The 21,450-nt window shown below is 62.7% G+C and carries 17 protein-coding genes; 11 read left to right on the top strand and 6 right to left on the bottom strand.

Going from position 1 to position 21,450, the window contains the following annotated elements; genetic code table 11:
- The 6 genes from CXQ97_RS17505 to CXQ97_RS17480 all read left to right on the top strand — a co-directional run.
- A partial coding sequence (locus tag CXQ97_RS17505; RefSeq protein ID WP_104182170.1) for a VOC family protein occupies positions 1–378 on the top strand: 378 nt, incomplete at its 5' end.
- Entirely contained in the window at positions 375–2,507 is a 2,133-nt protein-coding gene (locus tag CXQ97_RS17500; RefSeq protein WP_104182169.1) for an acetate--CoA ligase family protein, read from the top strand. The genes CXQ97_RS17505 and CXQ97_RS17500, both read left to right, overlap by 4 nt.
- Positions 2,504–4,123: an FAD-dependent monooxygenase gene (locus CXQ97_RS17495; RefSeq protein ID WP_104182168.1), complete on the top strand. Its 1,620-nt coding sequence runs from the start codon at positions 2,504–2,506 to the stop codon at positions 4,121–4,123. Before CXQ97_RS17500 ends, CXQ97_RS17495 begins: the two co-directional genes overlap by 4 nt.
- Before the next feature lie 193 nt (positions 4,124–4,316).
- Positions 4,317–6,014 carry an NAD(P)/FAD-dependent oxidoreductase gene (locus tag CXQ97_RS17490; RefSeq protein WP_104182167.1) on the top strand — a complete coding sequence of 566 codons (1,698 nt, stop codon included), beginning with the start codon at positions 4,317–4,319 and terminating at the stop codon, positions 6,012–6,014.
- A gap of 51 nt (positions 6,015–6,065) precedes the next feature.
- A complete protein-coding gene (locus CXQ97_RS17485) occupies positions 6,066–7,751 on the top strand; it encodes a CocE/NonD family hydrolase (protein ID WP_104182166.1) in 1,686 nt (561 codons plus the stop codon).
- A 363-nt stretch (positions 7,752–8,114) separates the two neighbouring features.
- Complete coding sequence (locus CXQ97_RS17480; protein ID WP_104182165.1) at positions 8,115–8,948, top strand: SDR family oxidoreductase; 834 nt, start codon at positions 8,115–8,117, stop codon at positions 8,946–8,948.
- A 57-nt stretch (positions 8,949–9,005) separates the two neighbouring features.
- On the opposite strand, the gene CXQ97_RS19990 is transcribed toward CXQ97_RS17480, so the two are convergent.
- From CXQ97_RS19990 to CXQ97_RS17470, 3 genes are all read right to left on the bottom strand, one after another.
- A complete protein-coding gene (locus tag CXQ97_RS19990) occupies positions 9,006–9,143 on the bottom strand; it encodes a hypothetical protein (protein ID WP_181035142.1) in 138 nt (45 codons plus the stop codon).
- Between the two features lie 8 nt (positions 9,144–9,151).
- Entirely contained in the window at positions 9,152–10,309 is a 1,158-nt protein-coding gene (locus tag CXQ97_RS17475; protein ID WP_104182171.1) for an epoxide hydrolase family protein, read from the bottom strand.
- A gap of 70 nt (positions 10,310–10,379) precedes the next feature.
- Positions 10,380–11,180 carry an enoyl-CoA hydratase/isomerase family protein gene (locus CXQ97_RS17470; RefSeq protein ID WP_181035141.1) on the bottom strand — a complete coding sequence of 267 codons (801 nt, stop codon included), beginning with the start codon at positions 11,178–11,180 and terminating at the stop codon, positions 10,380–10,382.
- Positions 11,181–11,760: 580 nt separating this feature from the next.
- Here CXQ97_RS17470 and CXQ97_RS17465 point away from each other — a divergent pair.
- The 5 genes from CXQ97_RS17465 (at position 11,761) to CXQ97_RS17445 (ending at position 18,588) form a co-directional block, all read left to right on the top strand.
- A complete protein-coding gene (locus tag CXQ97_RS17465) occupies positions 11,761–12,852 on the top strand; it encodes a substrate-binding domain-containing protein (protein WP_181035140.1) in 1,092 nt (363 codons plus the stop codon).
- Positions 12,852–14,318: an ATP-binding cassette domain-containing protein gene (locus tag CXQ97_RS17460; RefSeq protein WP_181035139.1), complete on the top strand. Its 1,467-nt coding sequence runs from the start codon at positions 12,852–12,854 to the stop codon at positions 14,316–14,318. The genes CXQ97_RS17465 and CXQ97_RS17460 overlap by 1 nt, the downstream gene beginning before the upstream one ends.
- Positions 14,319–14,344: 26 nt before the next feature.
- A complete protein-coding gene (locus tag CXQ97_RS17455) occupies positions 14,345–15,580 on the top strand; it encodes an ABC transporter permease (RefSeq protein WP_181035138.1) in 1,236 nt (411 codons plus the stop codon).
- 179 nt (positions 15,581–15,759) lie between these two features.
- A complete protein-coding gene (locus tag CXQ97_RS17450; RefSeq protein ID WP_104182160.1) occupies positions 15,760–17,307 on the top strand; it encodes an MFS transporter in 1,548 nt (515 codons plus the stop codon).
- A 39-nt stretch (positions 17,308–17,346) separates the two neighbouring features.
- Positions 17,347–18,588 (top strand): flavin reductase family protein, encoded by a 1,242-nt coding sequence (locus CXQ97_RS17445; RefSeq protein ID WP_181035137.1) that lies wholly within the window; start codon positions 17,347–17,349, stop codon positions 18,586–18,588.
- A gap of 465 nt (positions 18,589–19,053) precedes the next feature.
- Here CXQ97_RS17445 and CXQ97_RS17440 read toward each other — a convergent pair whose 3' ends face one another.
- The 3 genes from CXQ97_RS17440 to CXQ97_RS17430 are packed head-to-tail and all read right to left on the bottom strand — an operon-like array spanning position 19,054 to position 21,432.
- Positions 19,054–19,668: a nuclear transport factor 2 family protein gene (locus CXQ97_RS17440; RefSeq protein ID WP_104182158.1), complete on the bottom strand. Its 615-nt coding sequence runs from the start codon at positions 19,666–19,668 to the stop codon at positions 19,054–19,056.
- Positions 19,668–20,114 (bottom strand): nuclear transport factor 2 family protein, encoded by a 447-nt coding sequence (locus CXQ97_RS17435; RefSeq protein WP_181035136.1) that lies wholly within the window; start codon positions 20,112–20,114, stop codon positions 19,668–19,670. Before CXQ97_RS17435 ends, CXQ97_RS17440 begins: the two co-directional genes overlap by 1 nt.
- 58 nt (positions 20,115–20,172) lie before the next feature.
- Complete coding sequence (locus CXQ97_RS17430) at positions 20,173–21,432, bottom strand: Xaa-Pro peptidase family protein (protein WP_104182156.1); 1,260 nt, start codon at positions 21,430–21,432, stop codon at positions 20,173–20,175.
- Positions 21,433–21,450 lie beyond the last annotated feature (18 nt).

The raw sequence follows: 21,450 nt of genomic DNA, 5'->3' as shown, positions 1-21,450 counted from the left end.
GAGTTCCTGCACTGGTCGGAGCTGCATGGTGAGCCCGGGCGCTTCGCGATGGACCTCGCGATGTCTGGCTCCGGCCCCCAGATAGAACTCATCCAGCCACTGGCCGGCCCAAGCATCTATCACGAGTTCCTCGATTCGGGTCGTGTCGGCCTGCACCACCTCGGTGTCTTCGTCGATGACCTCGACCAAGCCATCGCCATCATGGCGGAGGCCGGGTATATCGTTACCCAGACCGCACGGGGGTACGGGCAGAACGGTGACGGCGGCTTCGCCTACTTTGATACCGAGCGCGATCTTCACGTGGTCATCGAGGCCATCGAGATCCCTTCCCAACGCAGGCCCGGCACTATCCGCCGGACCGGAGAGAGCGCGCAGTGAACGACCATGTTCGGCCCGGCCCGCGAATCACCAATCCTCTCGACGCCGAGAGTGTCGCCGTCGTGGGGCCCTCTCGGGATGCGTGGAAGACCTCAGGTCGAACTCTCGACTATCTCAGCCGGCTCGGTTTCGGTGGTCGATACTATGCCGTGACCAGCGTGCATGACGAGGTGCTCGGCATTCCGACCGTACCGTCGATCTCCGACTTGCCCGAGGTGCCCGACGTGGCCGTTCTCGTCGGTCCGGCAGATCGGATGATTGAGGACCTACGTGAGTGCGTGGCGGCAGGAGTGCCGTTCGCCGTCGCGTTCGCGACCGGCTTCGGTGAAGCCGGTCGTTTCGACCGCGTCGACATGGTGCGCTCCGTGCTGGCGCAGGGCCATACGCGATTGATTGGCCCAAACTGCATCGGCTACATGCACGTCGGTCGCTCGCTGACCCCGACCTTCTCCTCAGTGCTGCAACGCTCTGCCATTCCGGTCGGCAGCGTCGGCCTCTTCACGCAGAGCGGCGGCCTCGGCAACGCGCTGATGCAGTCACTCATTGCCCGTGGTACGAGCGGAATCAGCGCCTGGGCGAGCTCGGGTAATGAGATCTCGGTCGGCTTCTCCGACTGGGCGCCCTGGCTCACGGCCGACGTCGATACGCACGTATTGGTGTGCATCGTGGAGAGTTTCCGTCCGAGCGACGACCTCGAAGCGGTTGCGACTGCGGCGGACGAACGTGGTATCCCAGTGCTCATACTGAAGCTCGGCCGCTCGGCACGGGGCGCTCTGGGCGCTCAGTCGCACACCGGCAAGCTGGCCGGTAGCGGTCGTGTCGCGCAGAGTGTGCTTCGTCACCGCTTCGGGACAGTCAGCACTTCGCCTGAGCAGTTGCTCGACGTGGCCGAGGTGTTCGACGCATTCCACGGCCGACTCGTCGACTCCGATCACGACCTCACCATTGTCACGACGTCGGGCGCGCAGGCGGTGCTCTGGAACGACCTGGCCGACGACCGCCGCCTGACGTTCCGTGAAATCGATGCCAATGCGCTCCAGAAGATTGCCCAAACGATCGGGGCAACCCATCTGGGCAACCCGGTCGATGTGGGCGTTCAACCGCGCACCGCCGACTACCTGCGCATTCTCGAGCAGGTTGTTGATGCCACGACGGGCGGGTGGCTGATCGTCACCGCGACCCGTCTCGCGCACGACTTCGACGAGCTTGCCGCTGGGCTCGCTCAGATGTCGATCCCGTCCGGTGTCCGGGTGCTCGTGGTGCCGTTGTCGGAAGACGACGGCGTCACTCCGGAGCAGGCGGCCACTCTGCGTGGTGCAGGAATCGTCGCACTTCCCACGGCGGGCAGGGCCCTCGACGCTGTCGCAGCGGCATCGTCCTGGGCTCGCGTGCAGGCCGAACGGGCGGGCCGCGGCGAGGTCGTTGGCTCCACATTCCGTCGCCCTGCGGTATCCGACATCCGGAACTTGACGTGGCGCGAAGTATCGGAGTCGCTGGCAGCGGCCGGTGTACCGGTGCCGGCGACCCGCGACGTCGCCGATGTCGAGTCGGTAGTGGCAGCCGCCGAAGAAATCGGATTTCCGGTCGCCATCAAGATCGACGACGAGTCAATCCTGCACAAGGCTGACGCCGGAGGCGTGTTCATTGGCATTCAGGATGCCGAATCCGCTCGTACCGCTGCCACCCAAATCGTCGGGCTCCTCACGGACCAGTCGTCGATCTCGGTCCAGACGATGGCGCCGGGTAAGACCGAGGTTCTCGTCGGCCTTCGCCGGGACCCGGAGTTCGGTCCCGTGCTCGTGATCGGTGCGGGCGGTGCTCTCACCGAGGCGATCGACGACATCGTGATCATCCCCTTCCCGCTCGCACGCGACGAGGTGCGTCGGGCTATCTCCGAAGTGCGCATCGTCAGCGCCGGGCTGAAAAACGACACTGATTCTCGCACGCTCGAGCGCCTCACTGATGCCGTCATGAATATCGTCTCGTGGGCTGAGGCATGTGGCGACATCCACGAGTTCGAGTTCAACCCGATCCTCACCGACGCCCCGTCCGGCACGGTGACCGTCGTCGATGCGGTGGTGTCGGTGGCCGTTGAGCCGGCATCGGATGCTGCAGAGGCCCGGGCATGACCGATATGAGCACGGCATTGCCACTTAATGCCGACGTCGTCATCGTCGGCGCCGGCCCGGTCGGACTGTCGGCGGCGCTCCTGCTGGGCCGATTCGGCGTCGACACCCTGGTGATCGAGCGCCGCACCGAGCGATCGCATCACCCCCGCTCGCGCGCAGTGACCTCACGAACGATGGAGGTGTTTCGGAGCCTCGGCATTGCCGAGGAAGTTCGGGCGGCCGCTCTTCCCGGGGGTCCGAAGCGGCACCTGGGGCGTGACGTGGTTTCACCGTGGCGGATGATCGTCCCGAGTGGCGCGGGAGCGGACGGCGCCGCTGACACCACCTTTGGCCCGGAAACGCTCGAGAAAGTGCTCTGCTCCCAAGACGCGCTCGAGCCGATTCTCGCCGACGCGGTCGCCGCCGAATCCAGTGTCCGGGTGATCCTCGGCGCGACAGCGTCCAACCTGGTAGACCATGGTGATCAGGTCGAGCTGTCCATTGCCACAGAGTCGGAGACGGCGGAGGTGACGGCGAAGTATGTCATCGCCGCCGATGGTGCTGGCAGCCGCGTGCGTTCAGCGCTGGGTATCGGCGTGAAGGGCGAGCTGAACCTGCAGACCGCGGTCAGCGTGCTGTTTCGGTCGCCGATTATCCGGCGCCGCACCGGCGATCCCTCGAGCTTCATCTACATCGACAACCCTGACACTGTCGGGTCGGTCGTGATCGCGCCCGTGGATGCAACCGATCGCGTGGCGATGCTCGGGCGACCGCTCATCATGGACCAGATTCCCTTCGAAGAGATTGATTGGACCGCCCAGATCCACAGTGCGCTCGGCGATCCCGACGAGCAAGTCGAACTTGACGACGCGCGCACCTGGACGGTGGGCGCCTGGATCGCCGACCGCTACAAGGCAGGACGCGTCCTGCTCGCGGGCGACGCCGTGCACGTAATGCCCCCCTATGGCGGGTTCAACCAGAACACCGGCGTGCAGGACGTACACAATCTCGCCTGGAAGTTGGCAGCCGTGCTGAAGGGGTGGGCCGACCCTGCGCTCCTGCAGACGTACGAGACGGAGCGCAAGCCCGTCGCCGAGTTCAACACGGTCGAGTCGGTAAAGAACTTTCACTCGATTATTGGAAATCGCGACAGTGGGCCCCGAACGTTCCGGCCCGAGAACTTCGTTCACCCTGGGCTCGACATCGGGTTCCGGTACGACAACGGAGCGGTCGCGGGCGATGCACCGACGCAGGAGAGCTGGCCCGTGGGCGACTTCGTCCCGACCGCGGCCGTCGGTGAGCGAGCACCTCATATCTGGCTGGACGCGGAGCGTACAAAGTCGGTGCTGGACCTCTTCGGGCGGGAACTCGTCATCCTCGCGCACGTTGGGTCCAGACCAGCGGCCGGGGTCGCACGCCAGGCCGAGGAGTGGGGGATCCCTTACCTCTCGATCTCTTTCGGTCCTGACGGTGATTACGCGGAAGCGGGGGCGGACTGGGCGTCTGCGTATCACGTGGACGACGATGAGGCCATCCTCGTCAGGCCGGACGGCCATGTACTGGCACGGGTCACGGCAGATCGGCCAGGCAGGGCAGATCAAGCGCTCCTCGTCTATACCGGCCGATCGTCCCGTTGACAGGCGGTAATGCCCGTGTTGTCATGTAAATGCCGAAAGTTGCTTTCGTAGGGCGAAAGATTTTTGAAACGAGGGAGTTTCGTGATTCGTGCTGAAGGAGCATCCGTGCTCCATACCACTGCGGCACCGCCGGGCTCTGTTGATCCAGGACCATCGGCATCGACTTCGACGCGCGGCACCTTCGCGTCACCATATGCAGCGTCATTCGCTGATTCGAAAGGGCAAGGCAATGGTTGATCAGTCCGACAGTTTTGACTTCGATGTCGTCGTCATCGGAGCAGGGTTCGGCGGAATTACCGCACTGCACAAGATGCGTCAGGCCGGGCTTCGCGTACGCGTGTTTGAGTCCGCCCCGAGTGTTGGTGGCACGTGGTACTGGAATCGGTACCCCGGTGCCCGTGTCGACATCGAGAGCCTTGAGTACTCGCTACCCTTCCCTGACCTTCAGCGTGATTGGCAGTGGAGCGAGAAGTATGCGAGTCAGCCCGAGTTACTTTCCTACATGAACTGGGTAGTAGACCGCCTCGAGCTCCGCGATGGGATCGAGCTCGAGACGCGCCTGACCTCCGCGGCGTTCGACAGTGAGCGCGAGGGGTGGAATCTCGTCCTCGAGCGGGCCGGTTCGGCGCGAGAATTCACTACCCGGTATCTGCTGTTGGCCACGGGCTTCCTGTCGGTACCGAACGTCCCGAAGATTCCCGGCCTGACCGATTTCACCGGAGAGTACCTGCACTCGACCGCATGGCCGGAGACCGGAGTCAACCTGGCCGGTAAGCGTGTGGGTGTGCTCGGTACCGCAGCGAGTGGGGTGCAGATCATCCAGACGGTCGCGCCCACCGTGGAACACCTCACCGTCTTCCAGCGCACAGCCAACTGGTGCTCGCCGCTGCGGAACCAGGCAATGCCTCCGGAGTACCAGAAGTGGGTGCACGACAACTACGAGATGATTCGAGAGTTGGAGTACGCCTCACCCGGGTCTGGCGCAGTGCTGGTCGGCAACGTTCTCAACCCGCCGAAGGATCGTGTGGGTGCCGGGCTGTCGCGGGAGGAGCTGTACGAGGAGTGGGAGCTGCGCTGGCGCGCAGGCGGGCCCCACCTCGGCCGCAGCTACTCCGACGTCATCCGCGACCGGGAGGTCAACGCGCACCTGCGCGACTTCCTCTCGGAGAAGATTCGGGAGCTCGTGGACGATCCCGAAACTGCGCGCAAGCTGATCCCGGTTCACCCACCCCTCACCCGGCGCCCCCCGGGAGACACAAACTACTACCAGACCTATAACCGCCCGAATGTCGAGCTCGTCGATGTGAAGGCCGACCCGATCGACCGCGTGGTCGAGGACGGCGTCCTTCTCAAGAGCGGGGCACACCACCAGCTCGATGTGTTCGTCTTGGCGACCGGTTTCGATGCCGGCAGTGGTGCAGCGTTGTCGATCGATATTCGCGGGCGCGGTGGCTTGTCGCTGAGTGAGCACTGGGCGCACGGCGCGCGGACGCAGCTCGGTCTGATGACGAGCGGCTTCCCGAACCTGTTCTTTCTCAACGGTGCGCAGAGCCCTGGGGTGCATTTCTCGCCACCGCTACTGGGCGCATTCCAGGTCGAGTACATCCTGCGCGTCCTTGAGGAACTCGAAGCTTCCGGCCGCCCAGTCATCGACGTCTCATTGGAGAGCGAGGAACGGTGGACGAACATCGTCGGGGACATCTACGGTGCCACACTCATCCCAGAGACAGACAGTTGGTGGATGGGCGCTAACATCCCCGGAAAGCCTCGTCGACCAGTGGCCTTCGCCGGCGGCTTCCCGGCCTATCGACGCTACGCAGAGGAAGCATTCGACGGCAAGCTGAGTGGATACGTCGTCGGCGCGGACACACCGAGCGTCTCGACGGCCTAACGCCTCTGCAATTTCGAACGGCACGTAGGGGCCATTTCTTTGGAGAGCACAGTGCACGAGATCGAGATCGAGTTCGACGTTGATGTCGAGATGCGCGACGGGACGCTGCTGAAAGCGGACGTGTACCGGCCGGTGGGCGATGGCCCGTTCCCGGTGCTCGTGCACCGCACGCCGTACGGCAAGTCCACGTTGATCGACACGGTCTTGGACTTCAAGCAAATGGTCCGCGCCGGTTATGTCCTCATCAACCAGGACGTGCGGGGAACCTTCGCGTCTGGGGGCGAATGGCGGCCATGGCATCACGAGCGGTCGGACGGATACGACACCATCGAGTGGGCTGCCGCTCTGCCGTACACCAACGGGCGCGTCGGTATGTTCGGCGCGAGTTATCACGGCAGCACCCAATGGAGTGCTGCAATCTCGGGAGCACCTCACCTCAAGGCGATCGCCCCGGCGATTACGTGGAGCGACCCCGACGACGGGCTCATGTTCCGCGGCGGGGCACAGGAGTTCGGTCTGAACAACTGGTGGGGAATGGTGCAGGCGCTGGGACAGTACGGTCGGATCGGACTGTCCGCCGAGGAGGCGGGCACGCGAACGCTGGAGGGAATCACACAGCTCGATTCTTTGGTACCGGAGGGGTTCTGGGAACTGCCGTCGGCGGCCCTGCCCGTCATGGTTTCCAGCGGCCAGCCCGATATCGGCGTGGCATCCGCTTTCGTAGACCATTCGACGACAGAAGCTTCCCGCGTCGCAGGCCGATACGATGAAATCCAAACGCCGTCGCTGTCGTTCGCGGGGTGGTACGACTGCTTCCTGCAGGGCTCGCTGGAGAACTACATTGGCATGCAGGCGGCGGGCCGCCCCGCTCGCCTCATCATCGGGCCATGGGCTCACACCACGATCATGTTTGCCTGGCCCGGGGGGCAAGTGGGCGACATAAACTTCGGTCTGCTCGCACAGGCGCCGGGCGGGCGCTCCTACACCCAGATACAACGCGAGTGGTACGACCATTGGTTGAAGGGCGAACCCGCGACGGAGGCTCACGAATCGGGCGTGCTGATCTTTGTCATGGGCATCAACGAGTGGCGCGCCGAGCCCACCTGGCCTCTCGAGCGCGCCCGTGACACGGAGCTGTATCTCGCCGAACAGGGAGCGCTGTCGTGGAGCGCTCCGACGGCCGATCAGTCTGCGTCCGATTACATCTACGACCCCGCCCATCCGGTGATCACCCGTGGCGGCGGCTTGTCCTTCTCGAGCGAGTTCCCGGGCGGTCCGTACGATCAGCGCGACGCGGAAGCCCGGGACGATGTCCTCGTCTTCACCACCGAAGCGTTGGAGGCCGACCTCGAGATCACCGGACGAGTTCGTGCGGTGATTCATGTCTCGACCGATGGCGTATCGACGGACTGGGTCGCCCGCCTGTGCGAGGTCGACGAGCATGGGATCTCCCGCAACCTCGTTGACGGTATCACGCGCGTCCACACCGAGGCCGGTCGCGCCGATGAGGTCGAGATCGACCTCTGGTCCACCTCGATCGTCATCCGGGCTGGTCACCGGCTTCGGGCCCATATCACCTCCAGCAACTTCCCGAGGTGGGATCGCAACCTCAACACAGGAGAACCGGAGACCGATGCGACGACGATCCGCGTCGCGCACCAGCGCGTGTTTCACGACCGAAATCGGCCTTCGCGTCTCGTCCTGCCGGTGGTCGCAGGCGGCGTGCCGCGCGACTAGCTCCCGGTTCATCGGCTGGCCTGAGAGAATCGCTCCAGCCGAAGACCGCAGCCATATGGACCGCTCACAACGGCTGCCCGAGGTCGGCGCCGGCGAACTCATCGCGGACGTGGGCGACTGTCGAGGGGAACGGCGTCAGAGCGGCCGATCAGGCTTCCAGGTCAGAAGTGACAACTGCTCATCCCTCGGCGGAACTGTCCGGCGGCAACACGCGGGGTAGCCCGCTAGGAGGACCCCGCTGGCATAGTCGCCGGGGATCTGAATGAGCCCGCCGTGCACGGCTGTGTCGTGATACGCCTGCTCGTGTAGAAAGTCTGGATACTGCACCGCCGGACGCCGAATCGATAAGTCAGGGGAGTTTCAATGAGTAGGACGTACGTGGTGACCGGGGCGGCCTCCGGAATCGGACTGGCGACAAAGCACCTGCTGGAAGAGCGTGGCGAGCGGGTCATCGGCGTCGATCTACGCGGCAGCGAGATTGATGCCGACCTGTCGACCGAAGAGGGGCGTGCTGCGCTTCCCGACCTCGTAGCGCAGGCTTCTGGGGGTCGAGGCATCGACGCTGTTCTTGCGGTTGCCGGGGTCGCATCGTTCTCGGGGCTGACCGTCCGGGTGAACCATTTCGGCGCCATCGCGACGCTGGAATCGCTTCGACCGCTGCTGTCTGCCTCAGCGACCCCGCGGGCAGCGGTCGTGGCGTCGTTCGCGACTTTGCAAGGCAACGATCCTGAGCTTCTCGCCGCCCTGCGTGCGGGCGACGAGCCGCTCGCGATAAAGATTGCGGATCGGTTGGCAAAGTCTGACGCGAAACACTTGATCTACTCGTCGACTAAGCGCTCGATCGCGGAATGGATGCGCGAGGCATCGATCTCGGACGACTGGGCGGCAGCGGGAATCCCTCTCAACGCCGTTGCCCCCGGCATCATCGTTACGGCGATGACGGCCCCCTACCTCGCCACCCCCGAAGGGCGTGCGAGCCTGTACGGCGCCATCCCGATTCGCCTTGGCGGGGGGCCGGCGGAACCGGTCGCGGTTGCGCGGTTGCTGGCCTGGCTCACCGGCGAGGAGAACACATACGTCACCGGCCAGCTCATCTTCGTCGATGGGGGGGCTGAGGCCGTCGTTCGTGGCACGCAGGTGTTTGATGGAGCCCACCTCTCCGCCGTGGAGTTGCCCACTTTGGGTACGAGGCAATAGCGGGAGGGTGCCAACGGTAGCGGACGCTCAGCCGGATGCCTCCCGCACCTACTGTTCCTACTGTTCCTCGTGGTCCTCGTGTTTATCGCGATCCGCGGGCAGGTCCTTGACGGACTTGGCCGCGCGGACGGGCTGGATCGCCGGCAGCGGTGAGGTCGACGGCCCTGTTCCGGGCATTGCGGCGAGAGAATCCATGGGGTGTCCTACCTTCGCAACCCGCGGAAGGTAGTTCTCACCTCCCCGACGAATTCCTCGGGCCGCTCCCACGAGGCGAAGTGCCCGCCCTTGTCCGACTTCTCAAAGTGGACCAGCCGGGAAAAGCGGGACTCGGCCCAGCGACGCGACATGCGCCCCTTTTCACCGGGGAACATACTGAGACCCGTCGGAGTCGGCACAGGCTTCTCTGCTGTCGCAATCCACGGCGACTCTCGTTCAACGTCCCAGTAGAGGCGGGCCGAACTCGGGCCCGCATTGGGCAGCCAGTACAACATGACGCCATCAATCATCGAGTCCAGCGAGAAGACCTGGTCGGGATGGCCGTCGCTGTCCGAGACGTCCTGATACATCGCGTACATCCATGCAGCCAGGCCCACGGGGGAGTCCGCGAGACTATAAGCTACCGACTGCGGCCGCGTGGAATGCACCTTGTTGTAACCCGAGATGTGGTCCATGTAGTACTGCGAATCTGCCAGCATCGCTTTTTCCTCGGCCGTGGCGGCGGCGATTTCCTCGTCCGTCGGGACGAACAGCGCGAGATTGAGGTGGATGCCGACGAGAGGTTCGGGCTGCAGGTAACCGAGGGCCAGCGCGACCTGGGCGCCGCGGTCGCCGCCCTGAGCGGCCCACCGGGTATAACCGAGGCGCTCCATCAGGATGACCCACGCGTTCGCCGTGCGCTCGATTCCCCACCCCGTGGTCGTTGGCTTGCTGGAGAAGCCGTGACCGGGCAGTGATGGAATGACGAGATGGAAAGCGTCCGACGCTTTACCGCCGTGCGCAACCGGATCGGTCAGGGGCCCGATCACGTCGCGGAACTCCAGAACCGAGCCCGGCCACCCGTGGGTCATGAGCAACGGCAGGGCGTCCGGCTCGGGAGAGCGGATATGCAGGAAATGTATGTCCAGCCCGTCGATTTCGGTTTTGTACTGCCCGAAATCGTTGAGCAGCGTTTCACAGACACGCCAGTCGTAGCTATCCCGCCAGTGATCCACCAACGCACGGATCTTTTCCAGCTGTGGCCCCTGACTGTGGTCGGCCACCGTCTGCGCATCGGGCCAGCGGACGCGCTCAAGCCGCGAGTGTAGATCGTCGAGATCGCTCTGCGGAATCGACAGTTGAAATGGACGGACAAGGTCGTTCATGGTGTCTCCCGTTACGCCGCCCCTGTTCAAGCACATGGGAGCGACTCGTTGTCCCGGTGGTGCGGGTGTGTCAGGCGGTGGTGGAATCGTTGTCGGTGCCCGGCAGGGGAATGGGTTTCCAGCCAGTGCCGATGGCGACGAGTCCCTCGGTCATCATTCCGTGGCTGACGTTTTGAACCATGACCTTTTTGAGTTCGCTGACCATGAGGTTACGGGTGGCGCGGAGGGTGAGGGTGGGCTTTTTCGCGATGCGGCGGGCGAGTTCGTAGGCGCGGGGCACGACCTGGTCCTTCGGGACCACTTCGTTAACGACGCCCCATTGGAGTGCGGTGTGGGCATCGAGGTCTTCGTCGACGAGGAGATGGTAGCGACCGCGGTTGAATCCGGCGACAAGGGGCCAGATGATCTGCATGCCATCACCAGGCACGACGCCGGCGGGAAAGTGGGAGTTGTCGGCGAACACGGCATCTTCCGACGCGATGATGATGTCGCACAGAAGCGCCTGCTCGTTATGGATGCGGGCGGGACCGTTCACCGCGGCGATCATAGGGACCTCGACATCGAGGTGGTCCAGCACGAGGCGCTTGGCTTCGGAGTGCAGGTGCATCCACACCTCGGGGGTGATCGTGTCTCCCTCGGGCAACAGCTTGTCGATGAAGGTGTCGCCCGCGCCGGTGAGGATGACGACCCGGTTCCCGGGGTCACGTCCGATGTCGCTCCACACCGCGGCCAAGTTGTCGTGCACGGGAAGACCGAACTGCACGTCACTGCCATCAGTGTGGAGGGTGACCAGCAGGATGCCCTCCGCATCCCGCTCGAGCTTGATGTGCTCGTACTTATCCTTGTAATCCTCGAACTGCGTCGCGGGCATAATCATCTCCTTTAATACGTAAACGGATACTTCAGACCAGGACTGCACAGGCAGGGTGTGGTTCGGTGCTCACCTAAGGAGGACGCGCCGCGTCCCGCCGCACCTGCACCCGCACTTGGCGAGGCTGGCGCAGCAAGCTCGTCATGAGAAACCTCATCGTTCCTAGTGTGATGCTCGTCTCGCGCCAGTAACTTTCGTCATGCTACACAACAGGACGCAGAGATGGGGCGTCAAGGGCATGGGAGGAAAAGTAACGGTTGCTGCAGAACCGTTGTAAAACACGCGTCATGTGATTACTGTGATCACCAGTCGGTAGCTTTCGTCAGCCGGCACCCGATGGACCACACCGTAGTAGTCAAGCTTCCTGAGCTTTGGGTGAGGGTGCTCCCGGCGGCAGACCGCATAGGACGAAGCGCCCGAAAAGCTAGACAGTAACCGGTTCGCCATCAGGCCGATCCCGTGCATGCAGTACAGATTCGAAACACAAAGGAGTGTATAGAAGATGAGTCGATCGATAAGGCAGGGAGCCTCGGGGTCCCGTACACGGCGTCTCGCGCTGGGGGCAACGTTCGTTGTCGCCATGTTCGCACTGGGCGCCTGCGGGGCGGGTGGCGGCGGATCCAGCGGTGGCGGGGAAAGCTCCTCCGGTGCGCCGGGTAGCAGTGCGGCACTGGAAGAGGTGTTGAGCCAGGAATTCGAATTCCCTTACCCGGAAGAGCCCACCACGGTCGACGGAGATCGCACGATCTCCTATATCCTCGGCGGATTCGCTGCAGGCGGAGCGTCCGAGGTCGCACAGGAGCGCTTAGGCATCCTGCAGTCGTCGGGGTGGACGGTCGAGGGCCCCCTGGATGGAAAATTCACGCCCAGTGCCCAGGCGACGCTGATCGAGCAGGCCGTGCTGAAGGGCGTGGATGGGATTGTCCTTGACTTCATCTTCCCGTCTCAGGTCTCCGGCGCAATTGATTCCGCGCGCGCTGCCGGCATTCCAGTCGTCTGCAACATCTGCGCGCCGGAGGAGTCCTCGGAAGGCGTGTATGTGATTGGCGCAACTGTCGAGACGTCCGTTGAGAAGCAGACCGAGCTCGTGCTGGCGGCGTTGGACAAGCCCGACGCCACGATCGCAGTGGTAACCGACGCCGGTAACGCGATCGTCGGTGCGGCCAACGACATCCAGATCCCGTTGCTCAAGGAGGGGTGCCCTGACTGTAACGTCGTCGAGGTCACCTACACCCTGGCTGATCTGGCTAAGCCAGTCGCCGCGTCGTACGCCAACTTGCTGCGGGAGTACCCGGCAGGATCGCTCGATGCAGTCATTACTCCGTTCACTGCTGCCGCGACGCCCCTCGTTCGACTGGCAGAGCAGTCCGGGCGCGACGATTTCAAGATCTTCAACACTTACGGTGACGCGCCTAGCTCGACTCAGATCAAGGAGGGGGAGTTCTACCCTCTGCTCTACGGCGACACGATGGTCTCGCAGAACTTCGTTTCCTACGCCGATGTCGACACTCTCGCCCGGGTCTTCAACTCTCAACCCGTGGTCGCGTATAACGACCTGCCGATCGCGCCGATCACGGGCGAGAACGCCGACCGATTCGTCAACGACGACGGTCGTTGGGTGCCGGATGGTCTTGAGGAAAAGTTCTCCAAGGTATGGGAAATGAACGGCTGATGACTGAGCCGGTCAATCGCGCCGCCAGCGGACAGTTTCCGTCCACTGGTGGCGCGCCCACGGTCGAGTGCCGTGGGCTTACCAAGCGTTATGGGGCGCACACCGCACTCGACTCAGTCGACCTCACTACCGGCCCCGGTGAGTTCATCGCTTTGCTGGGACCCAACGGTGCCGGAAAGTCCACACTCATCAAATTGCTCGCCGGTGTTCTCACTCCGGACGGCGGATCTATCCAGTTTGGCGAAGGCGTAGCGGCAGGTGTTATTCATCAAGATCTCGGTCTTTTCGACGACATGAGCGTCGCCGAGAACCTCTTCATCGGAAACGTCCCATCGAGAGGGCTCATCTCTTTTAGCGAGGAGGATCGCCGCGCGCGCGAGCTGCTCGAGTTCGTCGGACTTTCCGAGGTCAATCCGATCACGTTGGTGCGCGATTTGTCGCTCGGTGAACGAGCGCTGATCGCGACCGCGAAGCTGTGGTCACAGGGTGCTGGCCTGATCATTGTTGATGAGGTCACAGCCAGCCTCCCGAGGGCGGAAGCATCCTGGCTTGTGGAGCACCTGCGGACCGCTGCCAGAAGCGGCGCCACCGTAATGATGGTTACCCACAGATTCGAGGACGTCTTGGGCAACGTGGACCGTTACGTCGTGGTCGTCGATGGCAAGATCGCCATGGATCGCGCCGATGACGGAGTCACGCGAGACTACCTGGTGGATGTCATCTCGAGCGGCCGCAATCAGGTCGAGGTAGGACGACGCGACACTTCGGGTCGCGCGCCGGGCGACATCGTCGTCGAGCTGGAAGAAGCGCGCGTTAACAAGATCGGTCCACTGAGTCTGACGCTGAGAGAAGGCGAGATAACGGGTGTGTCCGGATCCTCGGTGTCGGGCTTTCACGATGTGGGGTATCTCGTCGCGGGCGCCCTCCACGCTCGGCAGGGCAGGGTTACTACCCGCCGACATACCAAGGTGACGTGCCTGCCGGCACACCGCGACGCGGATGGAACGTTCCCCGACCTGACGGTCGAGTTCAACATGTCGGTCGGGAACTCCAACCGCTGGCGCCGATGGGGGTTGATCAATCTGTCGAAAATGCGCGCTTCCATCGCGGCAGCTGCGCACGATCTTAACGTGATCCCCCGTGACACCGATGCGGTGATCACGACCCTGTCCGGAGGAAACCAGCAGAAGGCACTGCTTGGTCGGGTGATCGCTGACGACCCCGGCTGTGTGGTGTTGTGTGAACCAACCCGAGGTGTCGATGTCGCCACCCGCCGCGAGATCTACGCCTTCGTCAGAAAGCTTGCTGACAACGCATGCGCTGTCATGGTGGTGTCCTCCGACATGGAAGACCTGGAGGCCCTCGCCGACCGGATTGTCGTCATCGACGACAACGGTCACGTAGAGACATGGATCGAGCCGGAGGATGTTGCAGATTTCTGCAATGCCCGGTCCGCGCTCGGCTGAGCACGCCCGAGAGAACGAAGAGACCAATGACTAACAATGCTATCGAGGCGAACCATGCTTCCAGCGGGAGCTCCGGATCGGCGAGCAAGCCTCCGAGCAAACGCCGGAGCTTTCAAGTAGCCGGCGCAACGCCCACTGAACTGATCAGCCTGTTTGGGAGTCCCGTACTCTTCCTGCTGATTTTCGTGGTGTTTTACCTCTGGCTGGGGGAATCGTTCTACAACCCGAACCAACGGATGCTGGAATTCAGTCAGGCCATACCAGCCACCATCATCACGCTCGGTGTCGTGGTGATACTCGCCGTCGGGCAGTTCGATCTGAGCGTGGCCTACAACGCCTCGCTCTCGGCATACCTCGTTATCGGTCTGAACTACCGCAACGACATACCGATGTGGGCGAGCATCCTCATCACCCTGGCGTTCGCCAGCTTCGTCGGATTCTCAAACGGCATCCTCGTCACGAAGTTCCGTATCAATGCCTTCATCACCACGCTCGGCGTCGGCGGTGTGCTGCTCGGGCTGGCGCGGGTGTACTCCGAAGGCGGGCAGGGCCTCAACCCTTCGCCAACCGACCATCCCCTGCCGGAATGGTTTCACGCATTCCTCGGTGACTTCCAAAACACAGCACCAACACCGGTAGTCATCGTTGTAGCCGTCATGCTAATCGCGGCGTTGTTGCACACCATCAACGGGCGTGCCATTCCCTCAACGGTATCCAAGCCGATACGCGCCGCCATCCTGCTGGTCATCGCAGCCATTGCACTGCTCGCAGTGTTCGGATCCGGCATCGTGAACTTCGTCAGCGTCAACGTCGTGATCTTTCTGGTGCTTGCCACCCTTCTGTGGATCGTCATGACCTACACCACCTTCGGACGCAATCTGTACGCCGTGGGGTCGAACCCGCGGGCAGCGGGCTACGCAGGTGTCAATTCATCGAGGTATACCCTTTCCGCCTTCACGATCACGGGTCTACTCGCGGGCGTGGCAGGCATCATGCTAGCGGCGACTCAGCAGGCAGCGATCCAAGGGGCCGCGGATGGCTTTCTCCTGCCCGCGTACTCTGCGGCATTTCTCTCCACCGTCCTCATTTCGCGCGGCCGCTTCCACATCTGGGGCGCGGTGATCGGCGCCCTGTGCTTGACCTACGTGGCTTCGGGGCTCGTCGTCGGCGGCGTGGCCTACACCTGGGCCGACGTGTTCAACGGCGGCGTTCTCATCGCTGCGGTGGCGTTGAGCAGCGTTGTGCGAAGGACGGCGCGCTGACGCGCAGGTGTCATGCGACTGCCCCCGCACCGAGCGTCGAAGCGAGTTGACATGATTTACGTAGATTTTGGCGTTCTTTTGTGGCTCGATACTCGCTCCAGAGGCCTATCGTTACGGGGGCACGCAGCCACGGTCCGTTCGCGCGGTGTGCACTACCGAATTTTGGAAGGCAGTCACCGATGACGCACGCACCCCTCACCCTGACCCGCGGAGGCCGCGTGCCGGTCGTCGTGTCGCTCCTGCTCTTGAGCGGGATAATTCTGGACATCCAGTACGGGTCGCTCTCTCCACTCGTGGGCGTGATCGCAGAAGAATCGCAGCTCACATCAGCGCAGGTGGGGTGGGTGTTCAATGCATTGATGATCGGCATCGTCGTGTCAGTCAGCCTCAGCGCACGAATGGGCGATGTTTTTGGTCACCGGCGTGTACTGATCGCTCTAACGATCCTCGCGATGATCGGGGCCGCTTTGGCCGCAACCTCGAGCGGATTCGTAACACTGGTTGTCGGCCGCCTGCTCATGGGAATGGCGGTCACCATCCCTCTCAGTTGGGGGTTGCTGCGTCCGCAGGCGAGCTCTCAATTGATTCGACGCGTCGCCTTGGCGGTGTCGCTTGTTATGGCGGTCTGCTCCCCGGCAGCAATGGTCGTAGGCGGCTTCATCGTCCAGCTCGGCCTGCCGTGGCAGACAGTCTTCTGGGTGACGTTCGCGCTCTTTGGCATCCTTCTCGTGTTGGCCCTCATCGTTCCCGAGAGCCCAGTGGACAACGGCGCCGACATTCGCTTCGACTGGTTCGGATCACTTGGCCTGGGTGTCTGGGTGACAGCCCTCCTTCTGGCCGTGAGCGAGGGGCCGTCGCTGGGCTGGACGTCCCCGTTGGTCGTCGGCTCGGTCTTGGTCGGTGCCGTCGTGCTGGTCGCATGGATCATCCAGCAGCGCCGCACCAGCGAACCGGTTGTGTCGTTTCGCAACATGGATGTTCGTCAGGCCCTCGTCGGGTACTCAGGCATCCTATTGCCGGCCATCGTAGGCCAGGGGATATTCATTGCCCTCCCCGCTCTGCTGCAGACGCCAACAGGCTCGGGTTTCGGGCTGGGCCTCACCACGCTCGAGTCGACGTATGTTCTCTTGGCGATCATTCCGGGGTCTGTGGTCGGCTACTTCTGGACGGGCTGGGGCATTACCCACCTCGGTCCTCGTATCTTCTTGCTCGTCAGCGGCATCGGCGGTATCGGGGCCTTTCTGGGCTTCACTTTCGCTCGCGACGAAGTGTGGCAGCTCACATTGTGGGTCTTCGTCTACGCGCTCACGATCATGTGCGTCCTGACGACGGGATACACCTTGATCGCTGCAGCGGGACGTCAGGACAACATGGCAGTCACCATCGGACTGCAGTACATCGTGCAGTTCGCGGGATCTGCGGTCCCCGTGGCGATCGTCGTGAATCTTTTGGCGCCCGGCCCGGACGGCTTCATACCTGAAACGGCGTTCACCGTCATTTACATCGCGTCTGCAGTTGCCATCGCCCTGTTCGTCATCCTCTGGAGCATCGCGGCGCCGCGAACGATCTCCGACCTACACGCCATTGATGCTGCGCAGCAAGTGACTCCGTCAGTGGCCGCACCGGTCACCTGCGGGGAGGCCGTCTTGCAACCGAAAATCCGCCAGACAAGCGCCTGGCCGGGGACTGAGCTAGACCCGGTCGGAGCGTTACACGACCGGCCATGACAACAAGACAACCAAATTCACCTCATGAAGGAGTCCGCCATGCAGGGCACAGAAATCGATCCGCGCCAGTTTCGCGACATCCTTGGTCACTCTCCGACAAGCGTTGCCGCCGTCACGGCAATCAATGACGCAGGTAACCCGATCGGAATGGTCGTCGGAACCTTCACCTCTGTCTCCCTGAACCCGCCCCTGATCGGATTCCTCCCAGACCGTGGTTCTTCGACCTTCCCCTTGATCCGTGATGCCCATTCGTTCTGCATTAATATCCTGTCGGCAGCTCAGGAGAGCGTGTGTCGACAAATGAGCGCCAGACAAGGCGACCGCTTCAAAGGCATCGCCTGGCATCCCTCACCGTCGGGTGCTCCCGTCATCGACGGGGCCGTGGCGTGGATCGACTGTGTTCCCGAGACGATCTTTGAGGCCGGAGATCACTTCATCTTTATCGGGCGCGTGACCGATATGGCGGTCACGAATCCGACATTTCCCCTGGTCTTCTTCCAAGGAGGGTACGGCGCCTTCGCCTCCAAATCGATGGTCATCGGTGCGCGGGAAGGTCTCGCCGAACAGATCCGCCTGGCAGACAGTGCGCGCGAAGAGATGGAGGAGCTCGCGAATGCGGTCGGGGCAGTATGCCGCCTTATCGCGGTCGAGGGAGATCGGCAGATCGTCGTGGCCTCGGCGGGTGGCGAAGATCGTGCTCCTACCAGTTTGGTAGGAGTATCCATGCCCATGGTTCCGCCGCTCTTCGGGCAGCTTTTCAACGCCTGGGAGTCCCCTGAAGCGGTTGACTCCTGGCTGAAATCGTCCCCAGTACCGGTTGACGGGGAGAGGCGCGACGGGCTGCTCGCTCAACTAGAGAGCATCAGGCGCGAAGGCTGGATGGTCGGTTGGGCCGATAATCACACCAGCGAAGCAGCTGCCGCGCTCGATGCGATGGCTATGCACGGCCAAACGCCCCGCTTGGAGCGAGAGATCGTAGAGATTAGCGCCAAAATCGATGGCGTAGACAATCTCAACCCACTGGTCGACGACACTGCCGCAGCGAACGTCAAGTTCATGTTTGCTCCAATCTTCGACTCCGCCCAGCACGCGCAGGCCGGCATCATGCTGGTGAACCTGCCCGAACAGCCGACCCTCGAGTACATCAATGCAGCCAAAGAGCGTTTGCTTGCCTCCGCGTCGTCGATCACGCGTCGCTCTGGAGGGGTATCACCCGCGAGCTACCCGAGTGTATTGGGCGCTGACGCGACCTCGACGCTGCAGCCAACTGAGAGGCTCTAATTTCGGTATCGACCCTTTTGCGAAGCCGGCGAGGGGCGGAGTCGTGACCATCCTGCCGAGCATCGTGAATGCACTCGGACGAGCGATGTAACCTGGCCGCCCAGTAATTATCTAGATCGTGCGCGCCTGGTGAGCATGCTGGGCGGTCTCGGGCGGCGGGGATCAGCGGCGGATCAATCCGGCTATCCCTGGCTTGATCCACCGCTGATCCCGGGGGCTGTCACCGGGCTCCGTTCGCGAATGGTCGTCGCTGATAAGAGGAAAAATTCCGGCGCCGCGAGGTCAGAGCCGGCCGCAGATCCTTCGCGAGCTGGTGCCGAGAACCTGGTCGTCCGTTCGCAGCCAATCCTCAAATGCTGCTTGCGCGGAACGCGTCTCATATAGCGTCACTGGGTCGTTCTGCTGATCACGGACCAGTCCAATAGCCCTCGCGGGCATGAGCCGACTACCGCGCGCGCCGACGAGTCAGGTGCTGGGAGTGGCGTGGGACGGAGACGGGCCCCGATGGAACTCCGTGGCGGCCGGCGCGTCCCACTCCTTGTAGATGGGATCCTGCGGAAACCAATCGCCCCAGTGAGAAATGCGAGGGACGTTCACCAGGTCCCATCCTGTCGTGTTGGTCGGGCGCACATCGACCCAGTCCCAGATGCAGGTCCGGTGCACGATCTTCCATACTCCGTCGCGCTTCTCACACAGGTCCCGATACCGTCCGGCCTGGTACATCGTCACATCAGGCTCCTTAAACGGTACGACGCAGAGAAACATCGATTCGCGCTTCGCACGATTGCCGTCAATCTCGGAGAGGACGTTGCTCACATGGTGATTGCAGCTGTGAACGGCATCATGCCAGCTAAGCGCCGCGTCCGCCCAACCAGGTCCGGTGCCGACGAAACCACCGTGGTCGTCCCATGAGTCTGGCCAATACGTGGACCTGATCGCCTCGATATCGTGCCGGTCAGCTCCCCTGACGTAGGTCATGAGGTTATCGTGAAGCGCTTGTTTGTCCCACAACTCCACCATCTGAGCATCCGTGAGTGGCAGGATGCGCCCGCGTACCTCTGCCGGCTCGCCGGAATCCATCAGTCGAAGGCTCCGCTAAAGGCACGCATCACTGGTAGTGGGTCAGCGTATTCCTTGAGGTAAGCGATGCGACCGTCACGGAGCTCGAAGATGAATACATACCGGTTTTCATACACACGGTCGTTCTCGCCCACGACGCTGCGTCCACGACACTCAACGACGAAGATGTCGGGGTCCTCCGTCCGATGCAGGACATCGATCCAGAACTCGTGCTCCCGCCTGTTCGCGATCGCCTTACGGTAGTGCGCGAGAATAGGTTCGCGACCGACGAATCGCTCGGGGATGAAGTTGTCGAGGCCGTCCGGACGAAAGAACGCTTGCTGTACGGCATCGTCGTTCCACAGTTCGCCAAACTCGTCCCACTGCTTCCGCTTCATGTGGCGGAAGTACCCCAGAACCGTCCTCTCATTGGCATCGCGCGGCTGGACCTCATCGACCAGTGTCATTTGTCGCCTATCTCTCATCGCCCGCCCCGGTGCGGTGGGCAGTCTGGCATTACCGTGTTCAACCAGCCGTCTGAATGACCTCATCACGCGGATAGTGATCGAGCAGCCGTGCGCCGTCCGCTGTAATAATGACGAGGTTCTCTAGGCGGACCCCGCCCTGGCGATGCTCGCCCTCGATACCCTCGATGGCAATTACCATCCCCTCCTTGATCTCCTCCGGGTGCGTCAGAGACCACGACCGTGTGATGGTCGGGGGGTTGTAATGGATGGCACGGGATCCGACGTTCACCAGGCCGATGCCATGCCCCAACTCGATGCTGAAGCATTCGATCTCCGAGGAATAGCCCATATCCTCTGCGGACTGCAAGACCCCAGCCACATCCGCAGTGCTGGCACCGGGGCGCATGAGTGAAATAGCAAGATCCAGGCGGTCCGTGAGCTTCGTGTACATCGACTTCTCCTTCGCCGACGGTTGCCGGCCCACCACGTACTGGCGGTAGAGACATGCTGTGTAGCCCATATAGGAGGTACCGCAGGTCAGGAGGTAAGCCAAGTCGCCGTGCTCGACGATGCGGTCACCACCACTGATGCCGCGCTGATAAGACAGGGGTCCAGACAGCAATCGAGCGGATCCGTTCTCAGCCCCGGCGTCCTCCATCGCGCGTCTGGCCTGAATGGCGATCGGGGCCTGCCTGGAACCGGGTCGCAAGGAGGCACGAGTGAATTCGAACCCGACGGTGCTCAGGCTCGCCGCCATCGCGATGCACGAGATCTCGTCGACAGTCTTGATCGTTGAACTCTCCAGCAATAGGGGCAGTCCAGGGACTGTCTCGATTCCGGCGTCAGCAAGCGCATTCATGCCCGCCTGGTCGATCTCGCTGACGGCCAGGCGCTCCCCGGTAAGCGATCGAGCAGCAAGTTCTTCGCGAATCTGCTCGGCGAAGTCGGCGGACAGCTCAGCAATAGCAGAGGCTGGGGCGACACCCCCCAGCCAAGCGATGGCCGGACGCCACTGGGTGATCCACGGGGCCTGGTCAGGCATCTGCTGCAAGGAACCAGCGGGCGCGAAAAGGATGGTCTCACCCTCGGCGAAGAACAGCGCATAGCCGACCTGCAGCGAGAACTCGCCCCACCAGAAACCAGTCAGATAACGCACATTGTCGGCGCCGGTAACGAGGATGGCCGAGATGCCCTTCTCGCGAAGTACCGACCGCATTCTCTCGGCGCGTTCACGCCGCATCCTGTCGACATCGACTCCGACATGGAACTCCGTGCGCGATGGCCCGAAGTGCAGCTTCTGATAGGAAACGGGTTGCATACCTAACCTTTCTGATGA

The sequence above is a fragment of the Arthrobacter sp. B0490 genome (assembly GCF_002929355.1).
GTDB lineage: Bacteria > Actinomycetota > Actinomycetes > Actinomycetales > Micrococcaceae > Arthrobacter_D.
This window is presented reverse-complemented; position numbering and strand designations above follow the sequence as displayed.

Excerpts from the sequence above, each read along its gene's own strand:
- CXQ97_RS17445 (WP_181035137.1), top strand. The coding sequence starts at position 17,347 with ATGCAGGGCACAGAAATCGATCCGCGCCAGTTTCGCGACATCCTTGGT.
- CXQ97_RS17490 (WP_104182167.1), top strand. The coding sequence starts at position 4,317 with ATGCAGCGTCATTCGCTGATTCGAAAGGGCAAGGCAATGGTTGATCAG.
- CXQ97_RS17460 (WP_181035139.1), top strand. The coding sequence starts at position 12,852 with ATGACTGAGCCGGTCAATCGCGCCGCCAGCGGACAGTTTCCGTCCACT.
- CXQ97_RS17430 (WP_104182156.1), bottom strand. The coding sequence starts at position 21,432 with ATGCAACCCGTTTCCTATCAGAAGCTGCACTTCGGGCCATCGCGCACG.
- CXQ97_RS17435 (WP_181035136.1), bottom strand. The coding sequence starts at position 20,114 with ATGACACTGGTCGATGAGGTCCAGCCGCGCGATGCCAATGAGAGGACG.
- CXQ97_RS17455 (WP_181035138.1), top strand. The coding sequence starts at position 14,345 with ATGACTAACAATGCTATCGAGGCGAACCATGCTTCCAGCGGGAGCTCC.
- CXQ97_RS17450 (WP_104182160.1), top strand. The coding sequence starts at position 15,760 with ATGACGCACGCACCCCTCACCCTGACCCGCGGAGGCCGCGTGCCGGTC.
- CXQ97_RS17470 (WP_181035141.1), bottom strand. The coding sequence starts at position 11,180 with ATGCCCGCGACGCAGTTCGAGGATTACAAGGATAAGTACGAGCACATC.
- CXQ97_RS17440 (WP_104182158.1), bottom strand. The coding sequence starts at position 19,668 with ATGGATTCCGGCGAGCCGGCAGAGGTACGCGGGCGCATCCTGCCACTC.
- CXQ97_RS17495 (WP_104182168.1), top strand. The coding sequence starts at position 2,504 with ATGACCGATATGAGCACGGCATTGCCACTTAATGCCGACGTCGTCATC.
- CXQ97_RS17465 (WP_181035140.1), top strand. The coding sequence starts at position 11,761 with ATGTTCGCACTGGGCGCCTGCGGGGCGGGTGGCGGCGGATCCAGCGGT.
- CXQ97_RS19990 (WP_181035142.1), bottom strand. The coding sequence starts at position 9,143 with ATGGATTCTCTCGCCGCAATGCCCGGAACAGGGCCGTCGACCTCACCG.
- CXQ97_RS17480 (WP_104182165.1), top strand. The coding sequence starts at position 8,115 with ATGAGTAGGACGTACGTGGTGACCGGGGCGGCCTCCGGAATCGGACTG.
- CXQ97_RS17475 (WP_104182171.1), bottom strand. The coding sequence starts at position 10,309 with ATGAACGACCTTGTCCGTCCATTTCAACTGTCGATTCCGCAGAGCGAT.